This is a genomic window from Bacillus cereus group sp. MG9 (assembly GCF_040459995.1).
In the GTDB taxonomy this organism is placed as follows: Bacteria; Bacillota; Bacilli; order Bacillales; family Bacillaceae_G; genus Bacillus_A; species Bacillus_A mycoides.
This window is the reverse complement of sequence record NZ_JARVHC010000001.1, coordinates 528,415-550,203: the sequence shown is the minus strand read 5'-3', so window position 1 is coordinate 550,203 and position 21,789 is coordinate 528,415. Positions and strand designations below refer to the sequence as shown.

Genomic DNA, 21,789 nt, shown 5'->3' with positions numbered 1-21,789 from the left:
ACATTCCTCTTTAATTTCATATTCTGTATACATCATTGTACACAATACACATAATATCAATACTTGCATAGGTCACGCAATGAACACGCTCACATAAATTACAAAAATACAACATTTGTGACGATATTGTGTCGTCTTTTGTCACAAATTATTCAAAAAAAGAAGCCCCTATGTAGGAACTTCTTTTAACTTACTGCTTTTTCACGGGCATTTTTTAACATGGATTGCTCTGTTTTTATATCATGACGAATTACTAATTTCTCACTAACTGCTTGCACATATTCATCATGATTTATATACCCTTCTTTCTCCATTAGCCTTAAAACTACATTCCGTCTCTCAACTGCTTTATCATAATTTTGTGCAGGTGAGTAATAAGCCGGTGCTTTTACTACAGCAGCCATCATTGCACTTTCAGCCAACGTTAATTGATCCACCTTTTTACCGAAGTAAAGGTTTGCTGCTTTTTCAATTCCCCATGCTCCTTCTCCGTAGTAAATATTACTCACATATAATTTTAAAATCTCATCCTTTGTGAATGTACGTTCAATCTTTTTCGTGTAAAAAATTTCTTTCCACTTACGAGAAAATGTACGTTCATTAGATAAAAAAGCATTTTTAGATAGCTGCTGTGTAATCGTGCTTCCTCCTTGCACAACACCACCAGCTTTTATATTTTCAATAGAAGCTCGAATAATTGCTATATAGTCTAAACCGTTATGATGATAAAACCTTTTATCTTCCGTCGCAATAAATGCGTGTGTTAATGATTCTGGCACCTCTAACTTAGCGGGTACATGTAATTTACTAATATCACTTCGCTCAATCATTACATTTCCAACGAATAATAATGCAAAACTTAACAATAATAATAATATAATGGCTTTATAAAGAAATTTAGTTAATGGATTTAATGCAACTTTTTGATGATAATTCACTCTAGATAATACTCGTTCTTTCATCTCGAACACCTCTTTTCCACACAGCATATAACTCTTAATTTAAGAATACCTTGTTGTAAAAGAATATCCCATCGATTTCTCTTACACCTACCTTACAACATTGTAAGGTGTAAAAATGTATTGTATCACAGTCCCTTTTTATCTACTATTCATATGAAATATTGAATATATATTTCCTTATCACACTATTCATGGGAAATAGGACTCTCCTTAATTTCACTTTATTCTTTTATTATATCAGTTTATACATTTATTCTTTTAAACATCTAGCAATCTAATTATATACGATATATCACCATTATACAGAACAAACGTTCCATAAATCAATACTAGCTTTCGGATTATCTCGCTATTTGTGGGCAGTAAGACTTCTCCCTTAAAACTTGGCTAAAGCTAGGAAATTAGGTGGTAGTCCTACTTCCTTCACTAATTATTAGCCTACACTTTATTATTGTGACCTTTTTCTGAAACAGTATACATAAAGAAAAGGTCAGCAATTTGAGCTATCCTCAAATAACTAACCTAAACTTTACAGCCTTCCTATAAGATTATATGGCTGAACTTCCCATGTTTCGTATGGAATGAAATGCATTGCTTTCATCGCATCAAGTGTCCTTGATTTCATATGAGGACGCGTTATATACTCATCAATGTTCTCTTCGTTTAAAGCAACAAATTTAGCTTCTTGTATTTCTTCAGGTTGAATTTTTATTTCACCACTAACATATGCTACTTTAAAAACAACAGCTACAATATGCATAGAAGCATTATAATAAACGCCTGTAACTCCAAGTGGCTTCACCGTTAAGCCCGTTTCCTCAAGCATCTCCCTACAAACAGCTTGATCGAGTGCTTCTCCTTCTTCTACCTGCCCTCCTGGCAACTCCCACGTATCAGCTCGCCAATGTACTTTAGCTAATAACACTTCATTTTTTTCATTTGTTAAATATCCTGCTACGGCAACAATATGCTTTGGTGTTTTATGTTCCACAGAAATACCTCCTAGAAATATGATTATTTAAAATACAAACCTATAACCATATTCCCTAGCAGCTACAAAATACCTTTAATACTTTACCACCTTAATTAACTCCATAAAAAAAGACCCTATCCGTTAAAGGAAAGGGTCTTCTGTCTTATATTATTCCCCTAAGTCTACGTTGTGGTAAACTTGCTGTACATCTTCTAAATCTTCTAATGCATCAACCATTTTTTCAAATTGCACTTGAGCATCTTCAGGAAGTTCTACATCACTTTGTGCAAGCATTGTTAATTCTGCAACTGTAAATTCTTCAACACCAGCACCTTTAAGTGCAGATTGTACTGAATGGAACTGATCAGGTTCAGCATAAACGATAACAGAATCTTCTTCTTCTAGAATGTCACGTGCATCTACATCTGCTTCCATTAAAATTTCAAGAACTTCATCTGATGTTTTACCTTCAAGACCGATAACAGCTGTCGCATCAAACATGTAAGCCACAGAACCATTTACACCCATGTTACCACTGTTTTTGCTAAATGCAGCTCGTACATCTGCTGCAGTACGGTTTACGTTATTTGTCAGTGTATCTACAATTACCATAGATCCGTTTGGTCCAAAGCCTTCATAACGAAGCTCGTCATAGTTTTCTTCTGAACCGCCTTTTGCCTTTTCAATCGCACGGTCAATAATTGTTCTTGGCACGTTGTATGTTTTCGCACGTTCTAATACAACTCTTAACGTTTGGTTTGATTCTGGATCTGGCTCGCCTTGTTTTGCTGCCACATAAATTTCACGTCCAAATTTCGCGTATATACGGCTTGTATTTGCATCTTTTGATGCTTTTTTTTCTTTAATATTGTTCCATTTACGGCCCATACTTTCCACTCTCTTTCCCATTTTAAATCTACATAAAAATATTAATATGAAATATAATGTGTATTCAACACATTTTTAAAAGAAATATAAAAAGTTCATTTTTGATTCATATTACAGACACAATATAAATCACTATCATTTTGTTCTTTCGACAAGTTATATTATACATGAATTCCTAAGTTTATTACGAATTTTAGAATCACATAGCATAATTTAACAAAAAAAAACCTAACATTTCTGTTAGGGTCTTTTTAGGTGACATTTATATAGAGTGCTACCCTTAAAATCCTTTATTTTAAACCATTTTAAAAATTTTGAGCTTCTTTAAACATGATAAATTAAAATGAAATGGAGCCAAAATGGAATCATATTAAATAACTGACACCTTTTACTTTCATTTCTCTCCCTTGATTAAATTTATCATATTTCATTTATTACTGTGATGATTTATTTTATTATTTCTCGCTAAACAATAATAAACAGGGCAAAGCTGCCATGTCCTTTTAAAGATTTGTTATGTAGTATGTTATGAACTATTCATTATCAAACTAAAGTTATTCCTTTTCATTCCTCTACTAATCCCATAATATTTCCTTAATTACTTTCTATTGCTGTATAATTAAAATAGGAAAAAATTTGAAGAAAAGATGGGGGGAGAATTATGACACATTCAAATGAGAAAAAATCACATGGTTTTAAAGGAATAGGAGAGAAGTTAAACCCAACTATCTATCAAGTGAGATTCATAAAATTGGATGGTCCAATTCAATTTGAGTCGTTCCCTAAATTAAAGGAATTAGGGGACTGGTTGAGTACTTCAACGCAAATATGGTCTTGTCACTCAACTATGTACAAGTACAACAGAGAAGAGTTTGAAAAGAAGTTTTTCGAAATTACGAAATTACCAGCTGATAATGTGGTAATTTCAACTGGTGGTATCGGATTTAACTTCATGTCACCAGGGTGGAGAGATTCTCTCTAGAGTGCTCGAAAAAATTCTTGTATATGTAATATTCTACTGAAATTTTATCCTTTTAATACTTCATAGTTTCTTCCAACTGTATCTAAAGTTCGTCACTTACTCACCGCACACTACAAAATAAGCACTATTAGTGCTTATTTTGTAGTGTGAAGAAAACACAAAAAAACTCTACACAATTAGTGTAGAGCCTTGATGTTACGCCGTTCGTGATACCGATGGTCGGGGTCGAACCGACACTCCCGAAGGAACACGATTTTGAGTCGTGCGCGTCTGCCAATTCCGCCACATCGGCATAAAAGAAAGGCGGCAACCGGATTTGAACCGGTGGTAAAGGTTTTGCAGACCTCTGCCTTACCACTTGGCTATGCCGCCATATGAAGTTAAAATGGAGCGGAAGACGGGATTCGAACCCGCGACCCCAACCTTGGCAAGGTTGTATTCTACCACTGAACTACTTCCGCAAAAATGGCTGGGCTAGCTGGATTCGAACCAGCGCATGACGGAGTCAAAGTCCGTTGCCTTACCGCTTGGCTATAGCCCACCGAAGTTTTACTTAATTATATGTAAGTATCCATTGATTTATTTGTAATTTTAAAAAAATAAAAATGGGGCGACTGATGGGAATTGAACCCACGAATGCCGGAGCCACAATCCGGTGCGTTAACCACTTCGCCACAACCGCCATGTTGTGTTTATATATTTGGCAGGGGCAGTAGGAATTGAACCCACACTGGAGGTTTTGGAGACCTCAGTTCTACCTTTAAACTATGCCCCTATGTAAAATGGTGGAGGGGGGCAGATTCGAACTGCCGAACCCGAAGGAGCGGATTTACAGTCCGCCGCGTTTAGCCACTTCGCTACCCCTCCGAAACTTACATGGTGCCGGCTAGAGGACTTGAACCCCCAACCTACTGATTACAAGTCAGTTGCTCTACCAATTGAGCTAAGCCGGCATATTTTATTAAAATGGTGGCTCGGGACGGAATCGAACCGCCGACACGAGGATTTTCAGTCCTCTGCTCTACCGACTGAGCTACCGAGCCTTATTAAAATGGCGGTCCCGACCGGGGTCGAACCGGCGATCTCCTGCGTGACAGGCAGGCATGTTAACCACTACACCACGGGACCATTTGGTTGCGGGGACAGGATTTGAACCTGCGACCTTCGGGTTATGAGCCCGACGAGCTACCGTACTGCTCCACCCCGCGACAATATTATTCATATAATTTATATGGTGGAGGATGACGGGATCGAACCGCCGACCCCCTGCTTGTAAGGCAGGTGCTCTCCCAGCTGAGCTAATCCTCCAAAAGTGGTGACCCGTACGGGATTCGAACCCGTGTTACCGCCGTGAAAGGGCGGTGTCTTAACCACTTGACCAACGGGCCAAATATTATAAATTCCTTATGGCGGAGAGCAAGGGATTCGAACCCTTGATACGCTTGTGACGTATACACGATTTCCAATCGTGCTCCTTCGGCCAACTCGGACAGCTCTCCAATGGCTCCGCAGGTAGGAATCGAACCTACGACCGATCGGTTAACAGCCGATAGCTCTACCGCTGAGCTACTGCGGAATAATATTGCCTGGCAACGTCCTACTCTCACAGGGACAAGGTCCCAACTACCATCGGCGCTAGAGAGCTTAACTTCCGTGTTCGGTATGGGAACGGGTGTGACCTCTCTGCCATCATTACCAGACATTATTCTTTTGAGACAATCATCATTATAACTTATCTACTCAAAAAGTCAATAAGTTTTTTATATTCTCTCAAAACTAGATAACGTTGCTTCATATTATATGGTTAAGTCCTCGATCTATTAGTATTCGTCAGCTCCACATGTCACCATGCTTCCACCTCGAACCTATCAACCTGATCATCTTTCAGGGATCTTACTAGCTTACGCTATGGGAAATCTCATCTTGAGGGGGGCTTCATGCTTAGATGCTTTCAGCACTTATCCCTTCCGCACATAGCTACCCAGCTATGCCCTTGGCAGAACAACTGGTACACCAGCGGTGCGTCCATCCCGGTCCTCTCGTACTAAGGACAGCTCCTCTCAAATTTCCTGCGCCCACGACGGATAGGGACCGAACTGTCTCACGACGTTCTGAACCCAGCTCGCGTACCGCTTTAATGGGCGAACAGCCCAACCCTTGGGACCGACTACAGCCCCAGGATGCGATGAGCCGACATCGAGGTGCCAAACCTCCCCGTCGATGTGGACTCTTGGGGGAGATAAGCCTGTTATCCCCGGGGTAGCTTTTATCCGTTGAGCGATGGCCCTTCCATGCGGAACCACCGGATCACTAAGCCCGACTTTCGTCCCTGCTCGACTTGTAGGTCTCGCAGTCAAGCTCCCTTATGCCTTTGCACTCTACGAATGATTTCCAACCATTCTGAGGGAACCTTTGGGCGCCTCCGTTACACTTTAGGAGGCGACCGCCCCAGTCAAACTGCCCACCTGACACTGTCTCCCGGGTCGATGAGACCCGTAGGTTAGAATTTCAATACAGTCAGGGCGGTATCCCACCAGCGCCTCCACCGAAGCTAGCGCTCCGGTTTCAATGGCTCCCGCCTATCCTGTACAAACTGTACCAAAATTCAATATCAGGCTACAGTAAAGCTCCACGGGGTCTTTCCGTCCTGTCGCGGGTAACCTGCATCTTCACAGGTACTATAATTTCACCGAGTCTCTGGTTGAGACAGTGCCCAAATCGTTACACCTTTCGTGCGGGTCGGAACTTACCCGACAAGGAATTTCGCTACCTTAGGACCGTTATAGTTACGGCCGCCGTTTACTGGGGCTTCAGTTCAGAGCTTCGCTTACGCTAACCCCTCTCCTTAACCTTCCAGCACCGGGCAGGTGTCAGCCCCTATACTTCGCCTTACGGCTTCGCAGAGACCTGTGTTTTTGCTAAACAGTCGCTTGGGCCTATTCACTGCGGCTTTCCGTTAAGAAAGCACCCCTTCTCCCGAAGTTACGGGGTCATTTTGCCGAGTTCCTTAACCAGAGTTCTCTCGCACACCTTAGGATTCTCTCCTCGCCTACCTGTGTCGGTTTGCGGTACAGGCACCTTTTATCTCGCTAGAAGCTTTTCTTGGCAGCGGGGAATCAAAGACTTCGCTCCATAAGGAGCTTCCCCATCACAGCTCAGCCTTCACGATAAGCGGATTTGCCTACTTATCAGCCTAACTGCTTGGACGTGCACAACCAATCGCACGCTTCTTCTATCCTTCTGCGTCCCTCCATTGCTCAAACGATAAAGAGGTGGTACAGGAATATCAACCTGTTGTCCATCGCCTACGCCTGTCGGCCTCGGCTTAGGTCCTGACTAACCCTGAGCGGACGAGCCTTCCTCAGGAAACCTTAGGCATTCGGTGGACGGGATTCTCACCCGTCTTTCGCTACTCATACCGGCATTCTCACTTCTAAGCGCTCCACCAGTCCTTCCGGTCTGACTTCACTGCACTTAGAACGCTCCCCTACCACTGATACCATTGGTATCAATTCGCAGCTTCGGTGGTGTATTTAGCCCCGGTACATTTTCGGCGCAGAGTCACTCGACTAGTGAGCTATTACGCACTCTTTAAATGGTGGCTGCTTCTGAGCCAACATCCTAGTTGTCTAAGCAACTCCACATCCTTTTCCACTTAATACACACTTTGGGACCTTAGCTGGCGATCTGGGCTGTTTCCCTCTTGACTACGGATCTTATCACTCGCAGTCTGACTCCTAAGGATAAGTCATTGGCATTCGGAGTTTGACTGAATTCGGTAATCCGATGAGGACCCCTAGTTCAATCAGTGCTCTACCTCCAAGACTCTTACACTTAAGGCTAGCCCTAAAGCTATTTCGGGGAGAACCAGCTATCTCCAGGTTCGATTGGAATTTCTCCGCTACCCACACCTCATCCCCGCACTTTTCAACGTGCGTGGGTTCGGGCCTCCATTCAGTGTTACCTGAACTTCACCCTGGACATGGGTAGATCACCTGGTTTCGGGTCTACGACCACGTACTAAACGCCCTATTCAGACTCGCTTTCGCTGCGGCTCCGCCTCTTCAGCTTAACCTCGCACGGGATCGTAACTCGCCGGTTCATTCTACAAAAGGCACGCCATCACCCATTAACGGGCTCTGACTATTTGTAGGCACACGGTTTCAGGATCTCTTTCACTCCCCTTCCGGGGTGCTTTTCACCTTTCCCTCACGGTACTGGTTCACTATCGATCACTAGGGAGTATTTAGCCTTGGGAGATGGTCCTCCCAGATTCCGACGGAATTTCACGTGTTCCGCCGTACTCAGGATACATTCAAGAGAGAACGAAGTTTCGACTACGGGGTTATTACCCTCTGTGACGGACCTTTCCAGGTCGCTTCGTCTACCTCGTTCCTTTGTAACTCCGTATAGAATGTCCTACAACCCCAAGAGGCAAGCCTCTTGGTTTGGGCTAGATTCCGTTTCGCTCGCCGCTACTCAGGAAATCGCATTTGCTTTCTCTTCCTCCAGGTACTTAGATGTTTCAGTTCCCTGGGTCTGTCTTCCATACCCTATGTATTCAGGTAAGGATACCATACCATTACGTATAGTGGGTTTCCCCATTCGGAAATCTTCGGATCAAAGCTTACTTACAGCTCCCCGAAGCATATCGGCGTTAGTCCCGTCCTTCATCGACTCCTAGTGTCAAGGCATCCACCGTGCGCCCTTTCTAACTTAACCAAACTAAAATTAAAAAAATATGAGCTACACTGTTATCTAGTTTTCAAAGAACATACATTTAAACTTGAGAGATAGTTCTCTCAAAACTGAACGAAACAAAACAAGTCAACGTTTATTGATGAACTGCGTTCATCAATTCTCCATAGAAAGGAGGTGATCCAGCCGCACCTTCCGATACGGCTACCTTGTTACGACTTCACCCCAATCATCTGTCCCACCTTAGGCGGCTGGCTCCATAAAGGTTACCCCACCGACTTCGGGTGTTACAAACTCTCGTGGTGTGACGGGCGGTGTGTACAAGGCCCGGGAACGTATTCACCGCGGCATGCTGATCCGCGATTACTAGCGATTCCAGCTTCATGTAGGCGAGTTGCAGCCTACAATCCGAACTGAGAACGGTTTTATGAGATTAGCTCCACCTCGCGGTCTTGCAGCTCTTTGTACCGTCCATTGTAGCACGTGTGTAGCCCAGGTCATAAGGGGCATGATGATTTGACGTCATCCCCACCTTCCTCCGGTTTGTCACCGGCAGTCACCTTAGAGTGCCCAACTTAATGATGGCAACTAAGATCAAGGGTTGCGCTCGTTGCGGGACTTAACCCAACATCTCACGACACGAGCTGACGACAACCATGCACCACCTGTCACTCTGCTCCCGAAGGAGAAGCTCTATCTCTAGAGTTTTCAGAGGATGTCAAGACCTGGTAAGGTTCTTCGCGTTGCTTCGAATTAAACCACATGCTCCACCGCTTGTGCGGGCCCCCGTCAATTCCTTTGAGTTTCAGCCTTGCGGCCGTACTCCCCAGGCGGAGTGCTTAATGCGTTAACTTCAGCACTAAAGGGCGGAAACCCTCTAACACTTAGCACTCATCGTTTACGGCGTGGACTACCAGGGTATCTAATCCTGTTTGCTCCCCACGCTTTCGCGCCTCAGTGTCAGTTACAGACCAGAAAGTCGCCTTCGCCACTGGTGTTCCTCCATATCTCTACGCATTTCACCGCTACACATGGAATTCCACTTTCCTCTTCTGCACTCAAGTCTCCCAGTTTCCAATGACCCTCCACGGTTGAGCCGTGGGCTTTCACATCAGACTTAAGAAACCACCTGCGCGCGCTTTACGCCCAATAATTCCGGATAACGCTTGCCACCTACGTATTACCGCGGCTGCTGGCACGTAGTTAGCCGTGGCTTTCTGGTTAGGTACCGTCAAGGTGCCAGCTTATTCAACTAGCACTTGTTCTTCCCTAACAACAGAGTTTTACGACCCGAAAGCCTTCATCACTCACGCGGCGTTGCTCCGTCAGACTTTCGTCCATTGCGGAAGATTCCCTACTGCTGCCTCCCGTAGGAGTCTGGGCCGTGTCTCAGTCCCAGTGTGGCCGATCACCCTCTCAGGTCGGCTACGCATCGTCGCCTTGGTGAGCCGTTACCTCACCAACTAGCTAATGCGACGCGGGTCCATCCATAAGTGACAGCCGAAGCCGCCTTTCAATTTCGAACTATGCAGTTCAAAATATTATCCGGTATTAGCCCCGGTTTCCCGGAGTTATCCCAGTCTTATGGGTAGGTTACCCACGTGTTACTCACCCGTCCGCCGCTAACTTCATAAGAGCAAGCTCTTAATCCATTCGCTCGACTTGCATGTATTAGGCACGCCGCCAGCGTTCATCCTGAGCCAGGATCAAACTCTCCAATAAAGTTAGTTTGTCTAGCATCTAAAAATAAAAATTGACGTTCACGTTGTTTGTTTCGTTCAGTTTTCAAAGAACTACTTCGCCGCTCAATTGCGACTTCCTTATGTTAACATCTTCGTTTTTCGATGTCAACTAAGTTTTTTAAATTTCTTTTTTGTCGTTTACTGCGTTTCCGCATCAGCGACGTTTATTAATATATCACGCAGTATATATAGGGTCAATACTTTTTCTGAAAAAATTTCACATCCCGTTAAAAAACTAAATTAACTTATAGAAGAAAATTACTACTCCTCTTTTATAGACATGCTCCTTCCACCTAATCTCTTTCTGTATTGCATCTTAAAAGAAAGCACTACTGTTCTTTAATAAGTGATAAATTTAATCATCACCTTCGTTTTCATAAAACATTCTAAATTGTGTGTTATATTATTCCTATAGGAGTGTGGTGGGAATGGGTATTAAATATTCGAACAAAATTAATAAAATCCGAACCTTTGCATTGAGTTTAGTATTTATCGGCCTCTTCATTGCATACTTAGGTGTCTTTTTTCGCGAAAACATCATTATTATGACAACCTTTATGATGGTTGGTTTTTTAGCTGTCATCGCTAGCACTGTTGTTTACTTTTGGATTGGTATGTTATCTACAAAAACGATACAAATTATTTGTCCAAGCTGCGATAAACCAACAAAAATGCTCGGTCGTGTCGACGCATGTATGCATTGCAATCAACCTTTAACACTTGATCGAAATCTAGAAGGAAAAGAATTTGATGAGAAATATAATAAGAAGAGTTATAAATCATAGGTATATGGAGCTTACAAAACTAAAGAAGTTTCATCTCATTAAAAAGGTGATTTCTTAACTAAGAAATCACCTCTTGTATTTGTTCTTATTAAATTTGATTCTTCACTTAACATTTTAAATCCTCATGAGTCTAACACGATTCCCATATATAATAAAGAAAGAGGTCGACGTATAGCCGTCAGCCTCTTTCTTTATTATATATTACGCCTTATGACACTCTGGACAAACGCCATAAATTTCTAAGCGATGACTATTAATAACGAAGCCTGTCGTTTTTGCAGCTTCCTCTTCAAGCTGTTCCAATCCTCCATAAGGAAAATCAACAATCTTACCACATTTTTCGCAAATCACATGATAATGTTGACTTGTAACATAATCAAATCTACTTGAAGCATCCCCATAAGTTAATTCCTTTACAAGTCCAACTTCTTTAAACACACGTAAGTTATTATAGACAGTTGCAACACTCATATTTGGAAACTTACCTTCTAATGCTTTATAAATGTCATCCGCTGTTGGGTGCGTCATAGATTCCACAAGGTACTCTAAAATAGCATGACGCTGTGGAGTAATGCGTACACCCGTATTTTTCAGCATTTCTAGCGCTTCTTTTAATTCTTCTTTGACCACCGTCATGCACCCCGATTCTATACGGATTATTATTTTATAATTCTTATAAAGAGTGTACTCTTTTTCTTATAAATCGTCAATATTTCTACTATAAGTATGTGGTTTATTTTCGTATATAGCCTTATTCTTATGTATCTTCCCCCATTCCCTATACATTTACATAGAAAAAAGTGCGACATAATCGCACTTGGAATACTATCATCTGAGGAGGTATGCCCTACACTTTCACTTTATGTATCGCAAGAAAATATGTATAGACGCATGCCTTACATATGTATTTTTTCTCCTCATTAATATAGATTTATTTTATATAAGAAAGAACATCCTCAATATGCCCTTTCACTTTCACTTTACGCCACTCATTTACAAGCTCACCGTCTTTACTAATAAGGAATGTAGAACGCTCAATTCCCATGTACTCTTTTCCGAAGTTCTTTTTCAGCTTCCAAACATCGTACAATTCTGCTACTTTATGATCTTCGTCTACTAAAAGTACAAATGGAAGCTCATGCTTCTCAATGAATTTCATATGTCTATTTGCTGAATCTGGACTTACACCAAGTATAACCGTATCCTTCTCTTGAAATAATCCATATGCATCACGAAAATCACATGCTTCAGTTGTACATCCCGGAGTCATATCTTTCGGATAAAAATATAGGACTACATTTTTACCGCGAAAGTCAGCTAAGCGAATTTGTTCTCCGTTACTTCCTTCTAATGTAAATTCTGGTGCCATTTCTCCTACTGTAATCATTGTTATCACTCCTTCTCTTTTCTTTTACTATATCAAATGCGACCTTATTTTTCATTGTCTATTACAGATCTCATCACAAAGGCAAACGGTAATGTATATCCAATTAGCGCTTCTCCAATTGCAATCCATCTTCCGATTCCAATCGGAGCTATATCACCATATCCAACGGACAATAAAGTAACCGCGCTAAAATATAAACATATTTCAACGAGCTGAAAGGAATGAGCACTTAGCCTATCCCCATCTTCTTTCAAAACTGCAAAACCCATTTCCTCTAGCACAACATAACTTAATCCAAACGCAATCAGTACCGTTGTATAAATCAAAAACAACGTAGCTAAATTGTACAGCGAAAAGAAACGATTGGAATTTGAATATGAACTCCATAATAATTGGACACTTCTCAAAATAGCGATTGCTGCAATTAATAGAATAAATCCCCATAACATGTCCTCCACCTCGTTTTATATGTATGAGGACTGTAGCTGATTTATCCCTTAGAAACGAACAAGCTTCTATAATTAATTTCCTGCACCACGATATCGTTTAACCCCTTGATTCCAGAGGGTAATTGCAATAGTAAAACAGATAACACCAACAATTGGAGTTGCGAAAGCATAGCTATTCCACTCTGTTTTTCTTAAAAAGTATGCTGCTGGATATACCCCAACAAATGCAAACGGTAAAACAAACGTTAAAACAAAGCGAATAACACGGTTATAAATATCAACAGGGTAGCGTCCATAATTCCCTATGTTATACATAAGCGGCATAATGGAACTTTTCGCATCCGACCAAAAGCCAAAACTTGCAAGCGTAACAAATATCCCGCCGTACACAAGTGCCCCTCCCCCTACCATGAGTAGGAATAAGAAGAAATCATACCAGTAAAAAGATAATTGCAGCTCCATTGCTGCATAACCCATCACAATAATCCCCGTAATAGCTCCAATTAAAGATTCAAGTTCCATTCTTTCTAATATAATTTGAAATAAACTATGAATCGGTCTCGTTAATATACGGTCCATTTCTCCTTTAATAATGTAACGATCATTAAAGTCCCATATATTAAAGAAAGCTGAAAAAATGGCAAACGGTACTAAAAAGAACCCATAAATAAAGATTACTTCTTCTCGGCTCCACCCTTTTAGTGCTTGGGTATGCCCAAACACAACGAGAATGAAGATTAAATTAACAGCTTGTAGTGATAAATCTGAAAGTAATCCGACGATAAAATCGCCACGATACTCCAATTTTGTTTTTATATATTGACTTGCATATTGCAAAAATAATTTTATATATATCATCTCGTCATCCCCCTTGTACGATTAGACGTTTTCTCGCCGTTTTCCACATCAGTACAATTGGAATAATAAGTATAATTGCCCAAATCACTTGAAATAATAAAGCTTCATATAACTTACTTCCTTGTATACCTTCAGAGAAAATCATACTTGGAATATAACTAATTGCTTGAAACGGTAAAAACACCATTGCTTTTTGGGCCCATAACGGATAAAAACTAATCGGTAATAATAAACCAGAAAATAAATCGATAACAACACGTTTCGCATACATAATTCCACTATTATTAAATAAGAAGAATGTAAGCATTCCTGTCATTAAATTTATTTGTGTATTAATGATAAAACTAAATATTAAAGATAGGAAGAAATATAACCATGTTTGAAAATTCGTTGTAATTTGTAATGAAAATAATAACGTAACAATAACCATGCCCGGAATCGAAAAGAAAGCAAAACGAAATATGCCTTCTCCAAGCCCTTGCATAACTTTCATACCTAAATAGTTGTACGGACGAATTAGCTCTACCGCCACACGTCCTTCTTGAATTTCCATCGCAATTTCTCTATCTATATTATTGAAATAAAAAGCGCGTGCCATCCATGCGATCGCAATATACGTAGTCATTTGTGAAATAGATAAACTTTCAATATTCTCTTTCCCGCTATAAATTGCTTGCCATAAAAAATAATACGCACCAATGTTAATCGTATAAATTAAAATCCCGCTGTAATAATTTGTACGATAAGCAAGCATCATTAAAAAGCGAATCCGAATCATTTCAATATACTTACCCATGCATAATACCTTCTTCATAAATGTTACGAATAATTTCCTCTGTAGACACTTCGTTAATTTTCAAATCTTTAATTTGAAAGGCTTGTACTACTTTAGAAATCAACATAGAAATGATAACTTCTTCATTCGGTATTTTTGCAACCCATGCGTTTTCTTCTTTCGCTTTTAACCAAACAACATGGCTATCTGGCATAACCATTGATAACTCCTGGTATGAAACTGGGGCAACAAACTGAAAATGTATTTCTTTCTCTACTCCCCACTGCGTACGAAGATTATCTAAAGATCCGTCATACATAATATTCCCTTCATCAAGCATGATGACGCGTTCACATAAAGCTTCAATATCAGTAATATCATGTGTCGTTAATAAAATTGTTGTTTTATAACGTTCATTCATCTCTTTTAAGAATTCTCGTATTTTCAATTTCACAAGAACATCTAGTCCAATTGTTGGCTCATCTAAAAATAATAACGGCGGATTATGAATTAACGCCGCTGCCAATTCACAACGCATTCTTTGACCAAGAGATAATTTCCGTACCGGTTTATCTAACAAAGGACCGATATCTAACGTTTCAATAACATGTTCCATATGTTCCTTATACTGAGCGTCTGATACACCGTACACTTTCTTCAATAAACGAAATGATTCTTGTACAGCAATATCCCACCAAAGCTGGGAACGCTGACCAAACACAACGCCGATTGTTCTTACAAATTCTTCTCTCTGTTTGTGTGGATTCATTCCATTCACTGTAATTTGTCCTGATGTCGGAGTCAAAATCCCTGTAAGCATTTTAATCGTCGTTGATTTACCAGCACCATTCTCACCAATATAACCAACCATTTCACCTTGCTTTACAGTAAAAGAAACATCATTTACTGCTGGTACTATTTTATAATTACGATTTAATAAATCGCGAAATGCACCCTTTAATCCCGGACGACTTGAATAAGCTGTAAACTCTTTACGTAACCCTTGTACCTCAATTACCGATTTCATAATCGGACCCCCTTCCTAAATGTCACAACGAATAGTTTACCCAACTGCTCCTTCTATCACAAACAATACGTCTTTTCAAAAAACATGTTAGAATAATACATAGATTTTTGTAAGGAGATGAATTGTATTGAATTTCACAAAATCAGAAGCGTTACATAAAGAAGCTTTAGAACATATCGTTGGTGGTGTTAATAGTCCTTCCCGTTCTTTTAAAGCAGTTGGAGGCGGTTCTCCTGTTGCAATGGAACGCGGAAAAGGTGCTTATTTCTGGGATGTAGATGGAAATAAATATATCGATTATTTAGCAGCGTATGGCCCTATTATTACTGGACATGCTCACCCACACGTGACAGAAGCAATTAAAACAGCGGCTGAAAACGGCGTACTATACGGTACTCCAACAGCATTAGAAGTAAAATTCGCAAAAATGTTAAAAGAAGCAATGCCCGCTTTAGATAAAGTCCGCTTCGTGAACTCTGGTACAGAATCCGTTATGACAACCATTCGTGTTGCTCGTGCTTACACTGGCCGCACAAAAATTATGAAATTCGCTGGTTGTTACCACGGTCATTCCGATTTAGTACTTGTAGCAGCTGGCTCGGGTCCTTCTACTCTTGGAATTCCTGATTCAGCGGGTGTGCCACAAAGTATCGCTCAAGAAGTTATTACTGTTCCATTTAATAATGTAGAAACTTTAAAAGAAGCGTTAGATAAATGGGGACATGAAGTAGCAGCTATCCTTGTAGAGCCAATCGTTGGAAACTTCGGTATTGTTGAGCCAAAACCTGGCTTCCTTGAAAAAGTTAATGAACTTGTTCACGAAGCTGGTGCACTAGTAATTTATGATGAAGTTATTACTGCTTTCCGCTTTATGTATGGCGGCGCTCAAGACTTACTTGGCGTAACCCCAGATTTAACAGCACTTGGTAAAGTTATCGGCGGTGGACTTCCAATTGGTGCTTACGGTGGTAAGAAAAAAATTATGGAACAAGTTGCACCGCTCGGCCCTGCATACCAAGCTGGTACAATGGCTGGGAACCCTGCTTCTATGGCATCAGGGATTGCCTGCCTAGAAGTACTTCAACAAGAAGGCGTATACGAGAAATTAGATGCACTTGGCGCAATGCTTGAAAAAGGAATTTTAGATCAAGCTACAAAACATAACATCGATATTACAGTAAACCGTCTAAAGGGTGCATTAACTGTATACTTCACAACAAATACAATTGAAGATTACGATGCAGCCAAAAATACAGATGGTGAAATGTTCGGTAGATTCTTCAAGCTGATGCTTCAAGAAGGTATTAATTTAGCACCTTCTAAATATGAAGCATGGTTCTTAACGACAGAACATACAAAAGAAGATATTGAATATACAATTGAAGCTGTTGGCAGAGCATTTTCTACCCTAGCGAACAATAAATAATCTCTTCATTACAAAAGGAAAAAAGAAAGCCCATCTTTCTTTTTTCCTTTTTTCTATTTCATAAATCCCTCATTAATAGTATAATTATTCATAATTATCTGTTTTATATTCTTTTATATCCTTACTATCCATGTATACAAGGCAGTTCACGCCTTAAATAGTAAGATTATTCAAAATTCATTTTCCAGAGGGGGGATTGACGGATGCTCAACAAAAAAAATAAATGGACACCGTCTTTATTTCGGAATTATAAAAATGCAGAACACGATGCGTGTGGAATCGTTTCCGTTATGGAAAAACGAAGAATTCCTACAAAAGAAAACATCGATCTTTGTATACAATCGCTAGTCAAAATGAATCATAGAGCTGGTTTCATTAATGGCGAAGGAGATGGTATCGGAATTCATATCGACATGCCAAAAGCACTTTGGAATGAAAAACTGAAAAGTAGCGGATATAATCCAACGATTGTGGATCATCCCCACTTTATCGTTGGACATTTTTTTCTAAACAAAAAAGAAAACATTGCTGAGTTAAAAGATTACATTCGTACGCAACTAAACAATGAAAGCTTTACAATTGTTCTCGAAAATGATGATGTAATAAACTCAGATGCACTCGGTCCTCTTGGTAAACAAGAAGAACCTTTATTTTGGCAAATTGCCCTTATCGCCGAAAGTGAAGTTAAAAATATTGAACAAACATTATTTTCTGTAACAATAAAAATCGAAGAAAATGAAGCAATTCATGTTGCCTCATTAAGTCATGAACATGTTGTATATAAAGTTCTCGGTGCTGGCGATACACTCGTTGCTTATTACAATGATTTACAACACCCACTTATCGCTTCAACTATGACACTAGGACATAATCGCTATTCTACTAATACGTTATCTAATTTTTTTCGTGTACAACCATTTAGCATTCTCGGACATAATGGCGAAATTAACACGATTGCAAAATTACGCGATCAAGCTGAAATGATTAATGTACCACTTACTGCCGGGGGCAGTGATTCCCAAGATTTAAACCGCACCTTAGAAACCCTTCTCGTTCAGTATAACTACAGTTTATTTGAAGCAATGGATATATTATTTCCACCAATTATTAATGAAATAAAACTTTACGAAACAAACTTACAAAACTTATACACTTATATACGTGAGGCTTGGGGGCATTTCGCACAAGGTCCAGCTGGTATTATTTCACGTTATAAAGATGAAGCTGTTTTCAGTGTCGATTCCCTTGGATTACGCCCAGTTTGGAAAGTAGAGACAGAGAGCTCCTATATTTTCTCTTCTGAACCTGGAGTTGTATCACCAACTGAATATGTAGCAGAGCCGAAACCACTCGCTCCTGGAGAAAAAGTTGGATTAAAATGGAATCAACAAGATGAGCTCGTTCTCTATGAATACGACAATTATCAAATTGAAGTATATAACCGTTTTAAGAAACGAATCGATGTTACCAATTATCATGTAAACTTATCTATCCCTGAAACGAAAGAAACTGAGGGATTATGTGCTTCGGTTCAAGTTGAAACGAATCAATACGTCGCTTTTGGCTGGGATCGAGAACATATTCAGCTCCTTGAACAAATGGCGACAAAAGGCGTCGAACCAATTCGGTCACTTGGGCATGACTCACCACTTGCCGCACTTGATACAGATAGACGAAATATTGCTGATTTCATTAAGGAAAGTGTAGCCGTTGTTACAAATCCAGCAATCGATCGCGATCGAGAAGTTGAACACTTCTCCACACGTACTGTACTCGGAGAGCGTCCGGGTTTATTAGATAACTCTAAACAACCATTTGTAATCGAGATGCTTTCACCCATTATTTTAGAAGGGAATTTAGCTCAATCTATCGCGGCAGACTTACACACGATTACGTACGAACAACTTATACAGCTATTCATTACTCATAGCTCTGTCTCTACAATTTCTGTTACATTTAGTCCATCAGAAACTCTACAAATCGCATTAAATCGAATTAGTTCCGAAGCGATAGCAGCCGTTAAAAATGGTGCTTCCCTACTATTATTAGATGACGCTAAATCTCATCAAAATGAACTGTTATGGATTGACCCACATCTAGTTACTGCTAAAGTACATCAAGCATTAACTGAAAATAAATTACGCCGGAAATGCTCTCTCGTTATACGTTCCGGTGCCCTTCGCTCCTTACACGATATCGTCACGCTATACGGATTAGGGGCAGATGGTATTAATCCATATTTATTGTTCGCAACGGTAAATGATGAAACAAAAGTACCAATTACTAATTTGTATACCGCACTTAATAAAGGACTAGAGAAAGTAATTTCAACGATTGGAATTCATGAATTACGCGGTTACGGTCGCCTCTTCTCCTCTATTGGATTACATGAGGAAATCGCAAATATATTACAAATTACAAACTTCTGCGGTTCAAATAATTTAGCTTTTTCACTTGAATCACTTGCTGAAGATGCAAAAATTCGAGCTGAGGATTTTAACAATCCAAAAGTTAGAATGCGAAAATCATTTCATATATTCCCGCGGATTTGGAAAGCAATTGGTGATGTTGCAAAAGGAAACTCTTATGATGATTACCGTGACAAGTTAAGTGAATTAGAAGAAAACACTCCCATCGCAATCAGGCACCTTGTTCAAACAAAACAAGCACAGCATGTAGTTCCGACTGAAGAAGTGTCCATCGGCATTCACAATCATGATTTACCATTTATTATTAGTTCTATGTCATTTGGTTCTCAAAATGAAATTGCCTTTCGCGCGTATGCAGAAGCTGCCGATCAGCTAAATATGATTAGTTTGAACGGTGAAGGCGGCGAAATTAAAGATATGATTGGTAAGTACCCACATACACGCGGACAACAAGTTGCATCTGGCCGATTTGGAGTAAACGCTGAACTACTAAATTCATCAAATTTAATTGAAATTAAAATAGGTCAAGGAGCAAAGCCTGGTGAAGGTGGACATTTGCCTGGTTCAAAAGTGACTGCCAAAATTGCGGAAGCACGTAATGCTACAATTGGTTCGGATTTAATTTCACCTTCTAACAACCATGATATTTATTCAATTGAAGACTTGGCTCAAATGATTACAGAAATTAAAACGGCTAATCATCTTGCAAAAGTAGCTGTAAAAGTTCCTGTCGTTCCTAACATCGGAACAATTGCTGTCGGTATCGCAAAAGCTGGCGCTGACTTTATTAACATTAGTGGATTTGATGGCGGAACAGGTGCTGCGCGTATTCACGCATTGCAACATGTTGGTCTTCCTGTAGAGATTGGTGTTAAAGCTGCTCACAATGCGTTACTAGAAGCAAATATGAGACATAAAGTAGAGATTTGGGCAGATGGCGGTATTCGAAGTGTAAATGACGCCTTAAAAATCATGCTCCTCGGAGCAAACCGGATCGGATTTGGCACATTATCAATGATTGCAATTGGCTGTACAACTTGCCGTGGTTGTCATCTTGATACGTGCCACGTCGGAATTGCAACACAAATTGAATCTGAAGCTCAAGCGAAAGAACATGGACTGCGCCGTTTCGTTCCACGTGAATTAGAAAGCGCAGTTACAGGGCTATTAAGCCTATTCACTACTTTCGGTACAGAATTGAAACGTTTAACAGGGCAGCTCGGTTACACAAACTTACAAGATATTATCGGACGATCGGATTTATTAGAACAAACTCGAGGCAAGGACTTATTAGACTTACGTAATTTAATACAAACGATAGAAGATTCATCTGTGAAAATAACGGCATCTGTACAAGAAAAACAATTTGAAACAACAAATTCTCTCCAGTCAAAAGAATTAGTAAGCGTCGGCGTAGAGCAACGCGTAATGGGCGGTCTAGAATCCTGTTATCGTATTCGTAGCAAATTATATGAAAACACTCATCTTGAACCACTTACATTAAAGTATACAAACGGATCTGTTCCTGGAAACGGATTAGGCGCGTACAATAGCGAGAACTTATTTATACACGTAAATGGTGGCGCGCAAGATGGAATTGGAAAAACTTCATTTGGCGGTGGCATTTATATAACGAAAGCAAAAGGAACAGATGGAACATATTATAACGGTTCTGTCGGAAAAGGATTTGGATACGGTGCTCAAAAAGGTGCATTATACGTGCAAGGTAACGCTGATGCTCGTGCTGGCATTCGCCTTTCTGGAGCAGATATGATAATTGGAGGCAGAATTACAAAACCACTCCGCGAAAAAGAACAAGGAAATATCGGAGTATATTCTAATATAAAAGGATTTGCTTTTGAATATATGACAAATGGTCGCGCTCTTGTTTTAGGAGATCCTGGTCCATGGATTTGTGCCGGCATGACTGGTGGTGTTGTTTATTTACATCATGAGCCAAACTTAGGTTTAACAGAACACGCTTTAAAAAGAAGAATTGCTAAAGGTGCAAATGTAACATTGCAGCCAATTAGTAAAAATGGTTTGCAAGATGTGAATGAATTATTATTAGACTACATTCGTGTATTAAATGAGCACGAACAATATGAAGAAGTCGCTTTGTTAACACCATTATTAGATGATATCCAGCTTCACTTCTATGAAATTATCCCGAAAAAAGAACAGGCGGATCCATCTATTTCAACCGAATGACATGTACAATATTTATTTTCATAAAAAAATTGACGAAGCGAGCATCGCATAGTAATCTAGAATAACAATTTGAAACCTGCTGAAATTCAGCAGGTTTTTTTATTAAAGAATAGATGTTTAAAGAGAATTTGGAGAAATTATAAATTGATTGTAATTTATTTATTAAACTTTTTAACGTCACTAAAATATCACTTGCT

13 protein-coding genes, 15 tRNA genes and 3 rRNA genes are annotated in these 21,789 nt (G+C 39.9%); 4 read left to right on the top strand and 27 right to left on the bottom strand.

The genetic code is table 11. The features are described 5' to 3' along the window. Positions 1–185: 185 nt before the first annotated feature. From QCI77_RS02825 to QCI77_RS02815, 3 genes are all read right to left on the bottom strand, one after another. A complete protein-coding gene (locus tag QCI77_RS02825) occupies positions 186–962 on the bottom strand; it encodes a transglycosylase domain-containing protein (protein WP_002113878.1) in 777 nt (258 codons plus the stop codon). Positions 963–1,491: 529 nt separating this feature from the next. After that, positions 1,492–1,953 (bottom strand): NUDIX hydrolase, encoded by a 462-nt coding sequence (locus tag QCI77_RS02820; RefSeq protein WP_193647608.1) that lies wholly within the window; start codon positions 1,951–1,953, stop codon positions 1,492–1,494. A 150-nt stretch (positions 1,954–2,103) separates the two neighbouring features. Then, a complete protein-coding gene (locus QCI77_RS02815; RefSeq protein ID WP_002113875.1) occupies positions 2,104–2,823 on the bottom strand; it encodes a YebC/PmpR family DNA-binding transcriptional regulator in 720 nt (239 codons plus the stop codon). A gap of 661 nt (positions 2,824–3,484) precedes the next feature. Here QCI77_RS02815 and QCI77_RS02810 point away from each other — a divergent pair. Further along, positions 3,485–3,805: a DUF3884 family protein gene (locus QCI77_RS02810; protein WP_353824477.1), complete on the top strand. Its 321-nt coding sequence runs from the start codon at positions 3,485–3,487 to the stop codon at positions 3,803–3,805. A 210-nt stretch (positions 3,806–4,015) separates the two neighbouring features. On the opposite strand, the gene QCI77_RS02805 is transcribed toward QCI77_RS02810, so the two are convergent. The 18 genes from QCI77_RS02805 to QCI77_RS02720 all read right to left on the bottom strand — a co-directional run bounded on the left by QCI77_RS02805 (position 4,016) and on the right by QCI77_RS02720 (position 10,225). Continuing rightward, positions 4,016–4,097, bottom strand: a tRNA-Leu gene (locus QCI77_RS02805). A 9-nt stretch (positions 4,098–4,106) separates the two neighbouring features. After that, a tRNA-Cys gene (locus QCI77_RS02800) sits at positions 4,107–4,177 on the bottom strand. A 14-nt stretch (positions 4,178–4,191) separates the two neighbouring features. Further along, positions 4,192–4,266 (bottom strand) — tRNA-Gly (locus QCI77_RS02795). A 5-nt stretch (positions 4,267–4,271) separates the two neighbouring features. Further along, positions 4,272–4,346: transfer RNA gene (locus tag QCI77_RS02790), tRNA-Gln, on the bottom strand. A gap of 65 nt (positions 4,347–4,411) precedes the next feature. Continuing rightward, a tRNA-His gene (locus QCI77_RS02785) sits at positions 4,412–4,487 on the bottom strand. 19 nt (positions 4,488–4,506) lie between these two features. Next, positions 4,507–4,580 (bottom strand) — tRNA-Trp (locus tag QCI77_RS02780). 8 nt (positions 4,581–4,588) lie between these two features. Continuing rightward, positions 4,589–4,672, bottom strand: a tRNA-Tyr gene (locus QCI77_RS02775). 10 nt (positions 4,673–4,682) lie between these two features. Continuing rightward, positions 4,683–4,758, bottom strand: a tRNA-Thr gene (locus QCI77_RS02770). Between the two features lie 14 nt (positions 4,759–4,772). Beyond that, positions 4,773–4,848, bottom strand: a tRNA-Phe gene (locus tag QCI77_RS02765). A gap of 9 nt (positions 4,849–4,857) precedes the next feature. Next, positions 4,858–4,933 (bottom strand) — tRNA-Asp (locus QCI77_RS02760). 3 nt (positions 4,934–4,936) lie between these two features. After that, a tRNA-Met gene (locus QCI77_RS02755) sits at positions 4,937–5,013 on the bottom strand. Positions 5,014–5,037: 24 nt separating this feature from the next. Continuing rightward, positions 5,038–5,113: transfer RNA gene (locus tag QCI77_RS02750), tRNA-Val, on the bottom strand. Positions 5,114–5,118: 5 nt separating this feature from the next. After that, positions 5,119–5,193 (bottom strand) — tRNA-Glu (locus QCI77_RS02745). A 19-nt stretch (positions 5,194–5,212) separates the two neighbouring features. Then, positions 5,213–5,304: transfer RNA gene (locus tag QCI77_RS02740), tRNA-Ser, on the bottom strand. Positions 5,305–5,306: 2 nt separating this feature from the next. Continuing rightward, a tRNA-Asn gene (locus tag QCI77_RS02735) sits at positions 5,307–5,381 on the bottom strand. Positions 5,382–5,389: 8 nt separating this feature from the next. Continuing rightward, positions 5,390–5,505, bottom strand: a 5S ribosomal RNA gene (gene rrf / locus QCI77_RS02730). Between the two features lie 100 nt (positions 5,506–5,605). Next, a 23S ribosomal RNA gene (locus QCI77_RS02725) occupies positions 5,606–8,527 on the bottom strand. A 146-nt stretch (positions 8,528–8,673) separates the two neighbouring features. After that, positions 8,674–10,225: ribosomal RNA gene (locus QCI77_RS02720) — 16S ribosomal RNA — on the bottom strand. Together the 16S, 23S and 5S rRNA genes with 15 tRNA genes alongside form the textbook arrangement of a ribosomal RNA operon. 448 nt (positions 10,226–10,673) lie before the next feature. Here QCI77_RS02720 and QCI77_RS02715 point away from each other — a divergent pair. After that, positions 10,674–11,030, top strand: coding sequence for a YgzB family protein (locus QCI77_RS02715; RefSeq protein WP_002125074.1), 357 nt, complete (start codon positions 10,674–10,676; stop codon positions 11,028–11,030). A gap of 201 nt (positions 11,031–11,231) precedes the next feature. Here the strand turns inward: QCI77_RS02715 and perR are convergent, their stop codons facing one another. The 6 genes from perR to QCI77_RS02685 all read right to left on the bottom strand — a co-directional run bounded on the left by perR (position 11,232) and on the right by QCI77_RS02685 (position 15,526). Continuing rightward, positions 11,232–11,660 (bottom strand): peroxide-responsive transcriptional repressor PerR, encoded by a 429-nt coding sequence (gene perR, locus QCI77_RS02710; protein WP_000237831.1) that lies wholly within the window; start codon positions 11,658–11,660, stop codon positions 11,232–11,234. A gap of 301 nt (positions 11,661–11,961) precedes the next feature. Further along, entirely contained in the window at positions 11,962–12,417 is a 456-nt protein-coding gene (gene bcp / locus QCI77_RS02705; RefSeq protein WP_353824476.1) for a thioredoxin-dependent thiol peroxidase, read from the bottom strand. 44 nt (positions 12,418–12,461) lie between these two features. Beyond that, positions 12,462–12,866 (bottom strand): potassium channel family protein, encoded by a 405-nt coding sequence (locus tag QCI77_RS02700; protein WP_002125072.1) that lies wholly within the window; start codon positions 12,864–12,866, stop codon positions 12,462–12,464. A gap of 72 nt (positions 12,867–12,938) precedes the next feature. Further along, on the bottom strand, positions 12,939–13,724 hold the full coding sequence (locus QCI77_RS02695; protein ID WP_002125070.1) for an ABC transporter permease: 786 nt from the start codon (positions 13,722–13,724) through the stop codon (positions 12,939–12,941). A 4-nt stretch (positions 13,725–13,728) separates the two neighbouring features. Further along, positions 13,729–14,520, bottom strand: coding sequence for an ABC transporter permease (locus QCI77_RS02690; protein ID WP_000521522.1), 792 nt, complete (start codon positions 14,518–14,520; stop codon positions 13,729–13,731). Then, complete coding sequence (locus QCI77_RS02685; protein WP_002010347.1) at positions 14,513–15,526, bottom strand: ABC transporter ATP-binding protein; 1,014 nt, start codon at positions 15,524–15,526, stop codon at positions 14,513–14,515. The genes QCI77_RS02690 and QCI77_RS02685 overlap by 8 nt, the downstream gene beginning before the upstream one ends. 127 nt (positions 15,527–15,653) lie before the next feature. Here QCI77_RS02685 and hemL point away from each other — a divergent pair, with 127 nt between their 5' ends. After that, complete coding sequence (gene hemL, locus QCI77_RS02680) at positions 15,654–16,952, top strand: glutamate-1-semialdehyde-2,1-aminomutase (RefSeq protein WP_353824475.1); 1,299 nt, start codon at positions 15,654–15,656, stop codon at positions 16,950–16,952. A gap of 203 nt (positions 16,953–17,155) precedes the next feature. After that, on the top strand, positions 17,156–21,592 hold the full coding sequence (locus tag QCI77_RS02675; RefSeq protein WP_088031334.1) for a glutamate synthase-related protein: 4,437 nt from the start codon (positions 17,156–17,158) through the stop codon (positions 21,590–21,592). Positions 21,593–21,789 lie beyond the last annotated feature (197 nt).

Excerpts from the sequence above, each read along its gene's own strand:
- QCI77_RS02685 (WP_002010347.1), bottom strand. The coding sequence starts at position 15,526 with ATGAAATCGGTAATTGAGGTACAAGGGTTACGTAAAGAGTTTACAGCT.
- QCI77_RS02690 (WP_000521522.1), bottom strand. The coding sequence starts at position 14,520 with ATGGGTAAGTATATTGAAATGATTCGGATTCGCTTTTTAATGATGCTT.
- QCI77_RS02695 (WP_002125070.1), bottom strand. The coding sequence starts at position 13,724 with ATGATATATATAAAATTATTTTTGCAATATGCAAGTCAATATATAAAA.
- QCI77_RS02675 (WP_088031334.1), top strand. The coding sequence starts at position 17,156 with ATGCTCAACAAAAAAAATAAATGGACACCGTCTTTATTTCGGAATTAT.
- QCI77_RS02815 (WP_002113875.1), bottom strand. The coding sequence starts at position 2,823 with ATGGGCCGTAAATGGAACAATATTAAAGAAAAAAAAGCATCAAAAGAT.
- QCI77_RS02715 (WP_002125074.1), top strand. The coding sequence starts at position 10,674 with ATGGGTATTAAATATTCGAACAAAATTAATAAAATCCGAACCTTTGCA.
- QCI77_RS02700 (WP_002125072.1), bottom strand. The coding sequence starts at position 12,866 with ATGTTATGGGGATTTATTCTATTAATTGCAGCAATCGCTATTTTGAGA.
- QCI77_RS02825 (WP_002113878.1), bottom strand. The coding sequence starts at position 962 with ATGAAAGAACGAGTATTATCTAGAGTGAATTATCATCAAAAAGTTGCA.
- bcp (WP_353824476.1), bottom strand. The coding sequence starts at position 12,417 with ATGATTACAGTAGGAGAAATGGCACCAGAATTTACATTAGAAGGAAGT.
- QCI77_RS02810 (WP_353824477.1), top strand. The coding sequence starts at position 3,485 with ATGACACATTCAAATGAGAAAAAATCACATGGTTTTAAAGGAATAGGA.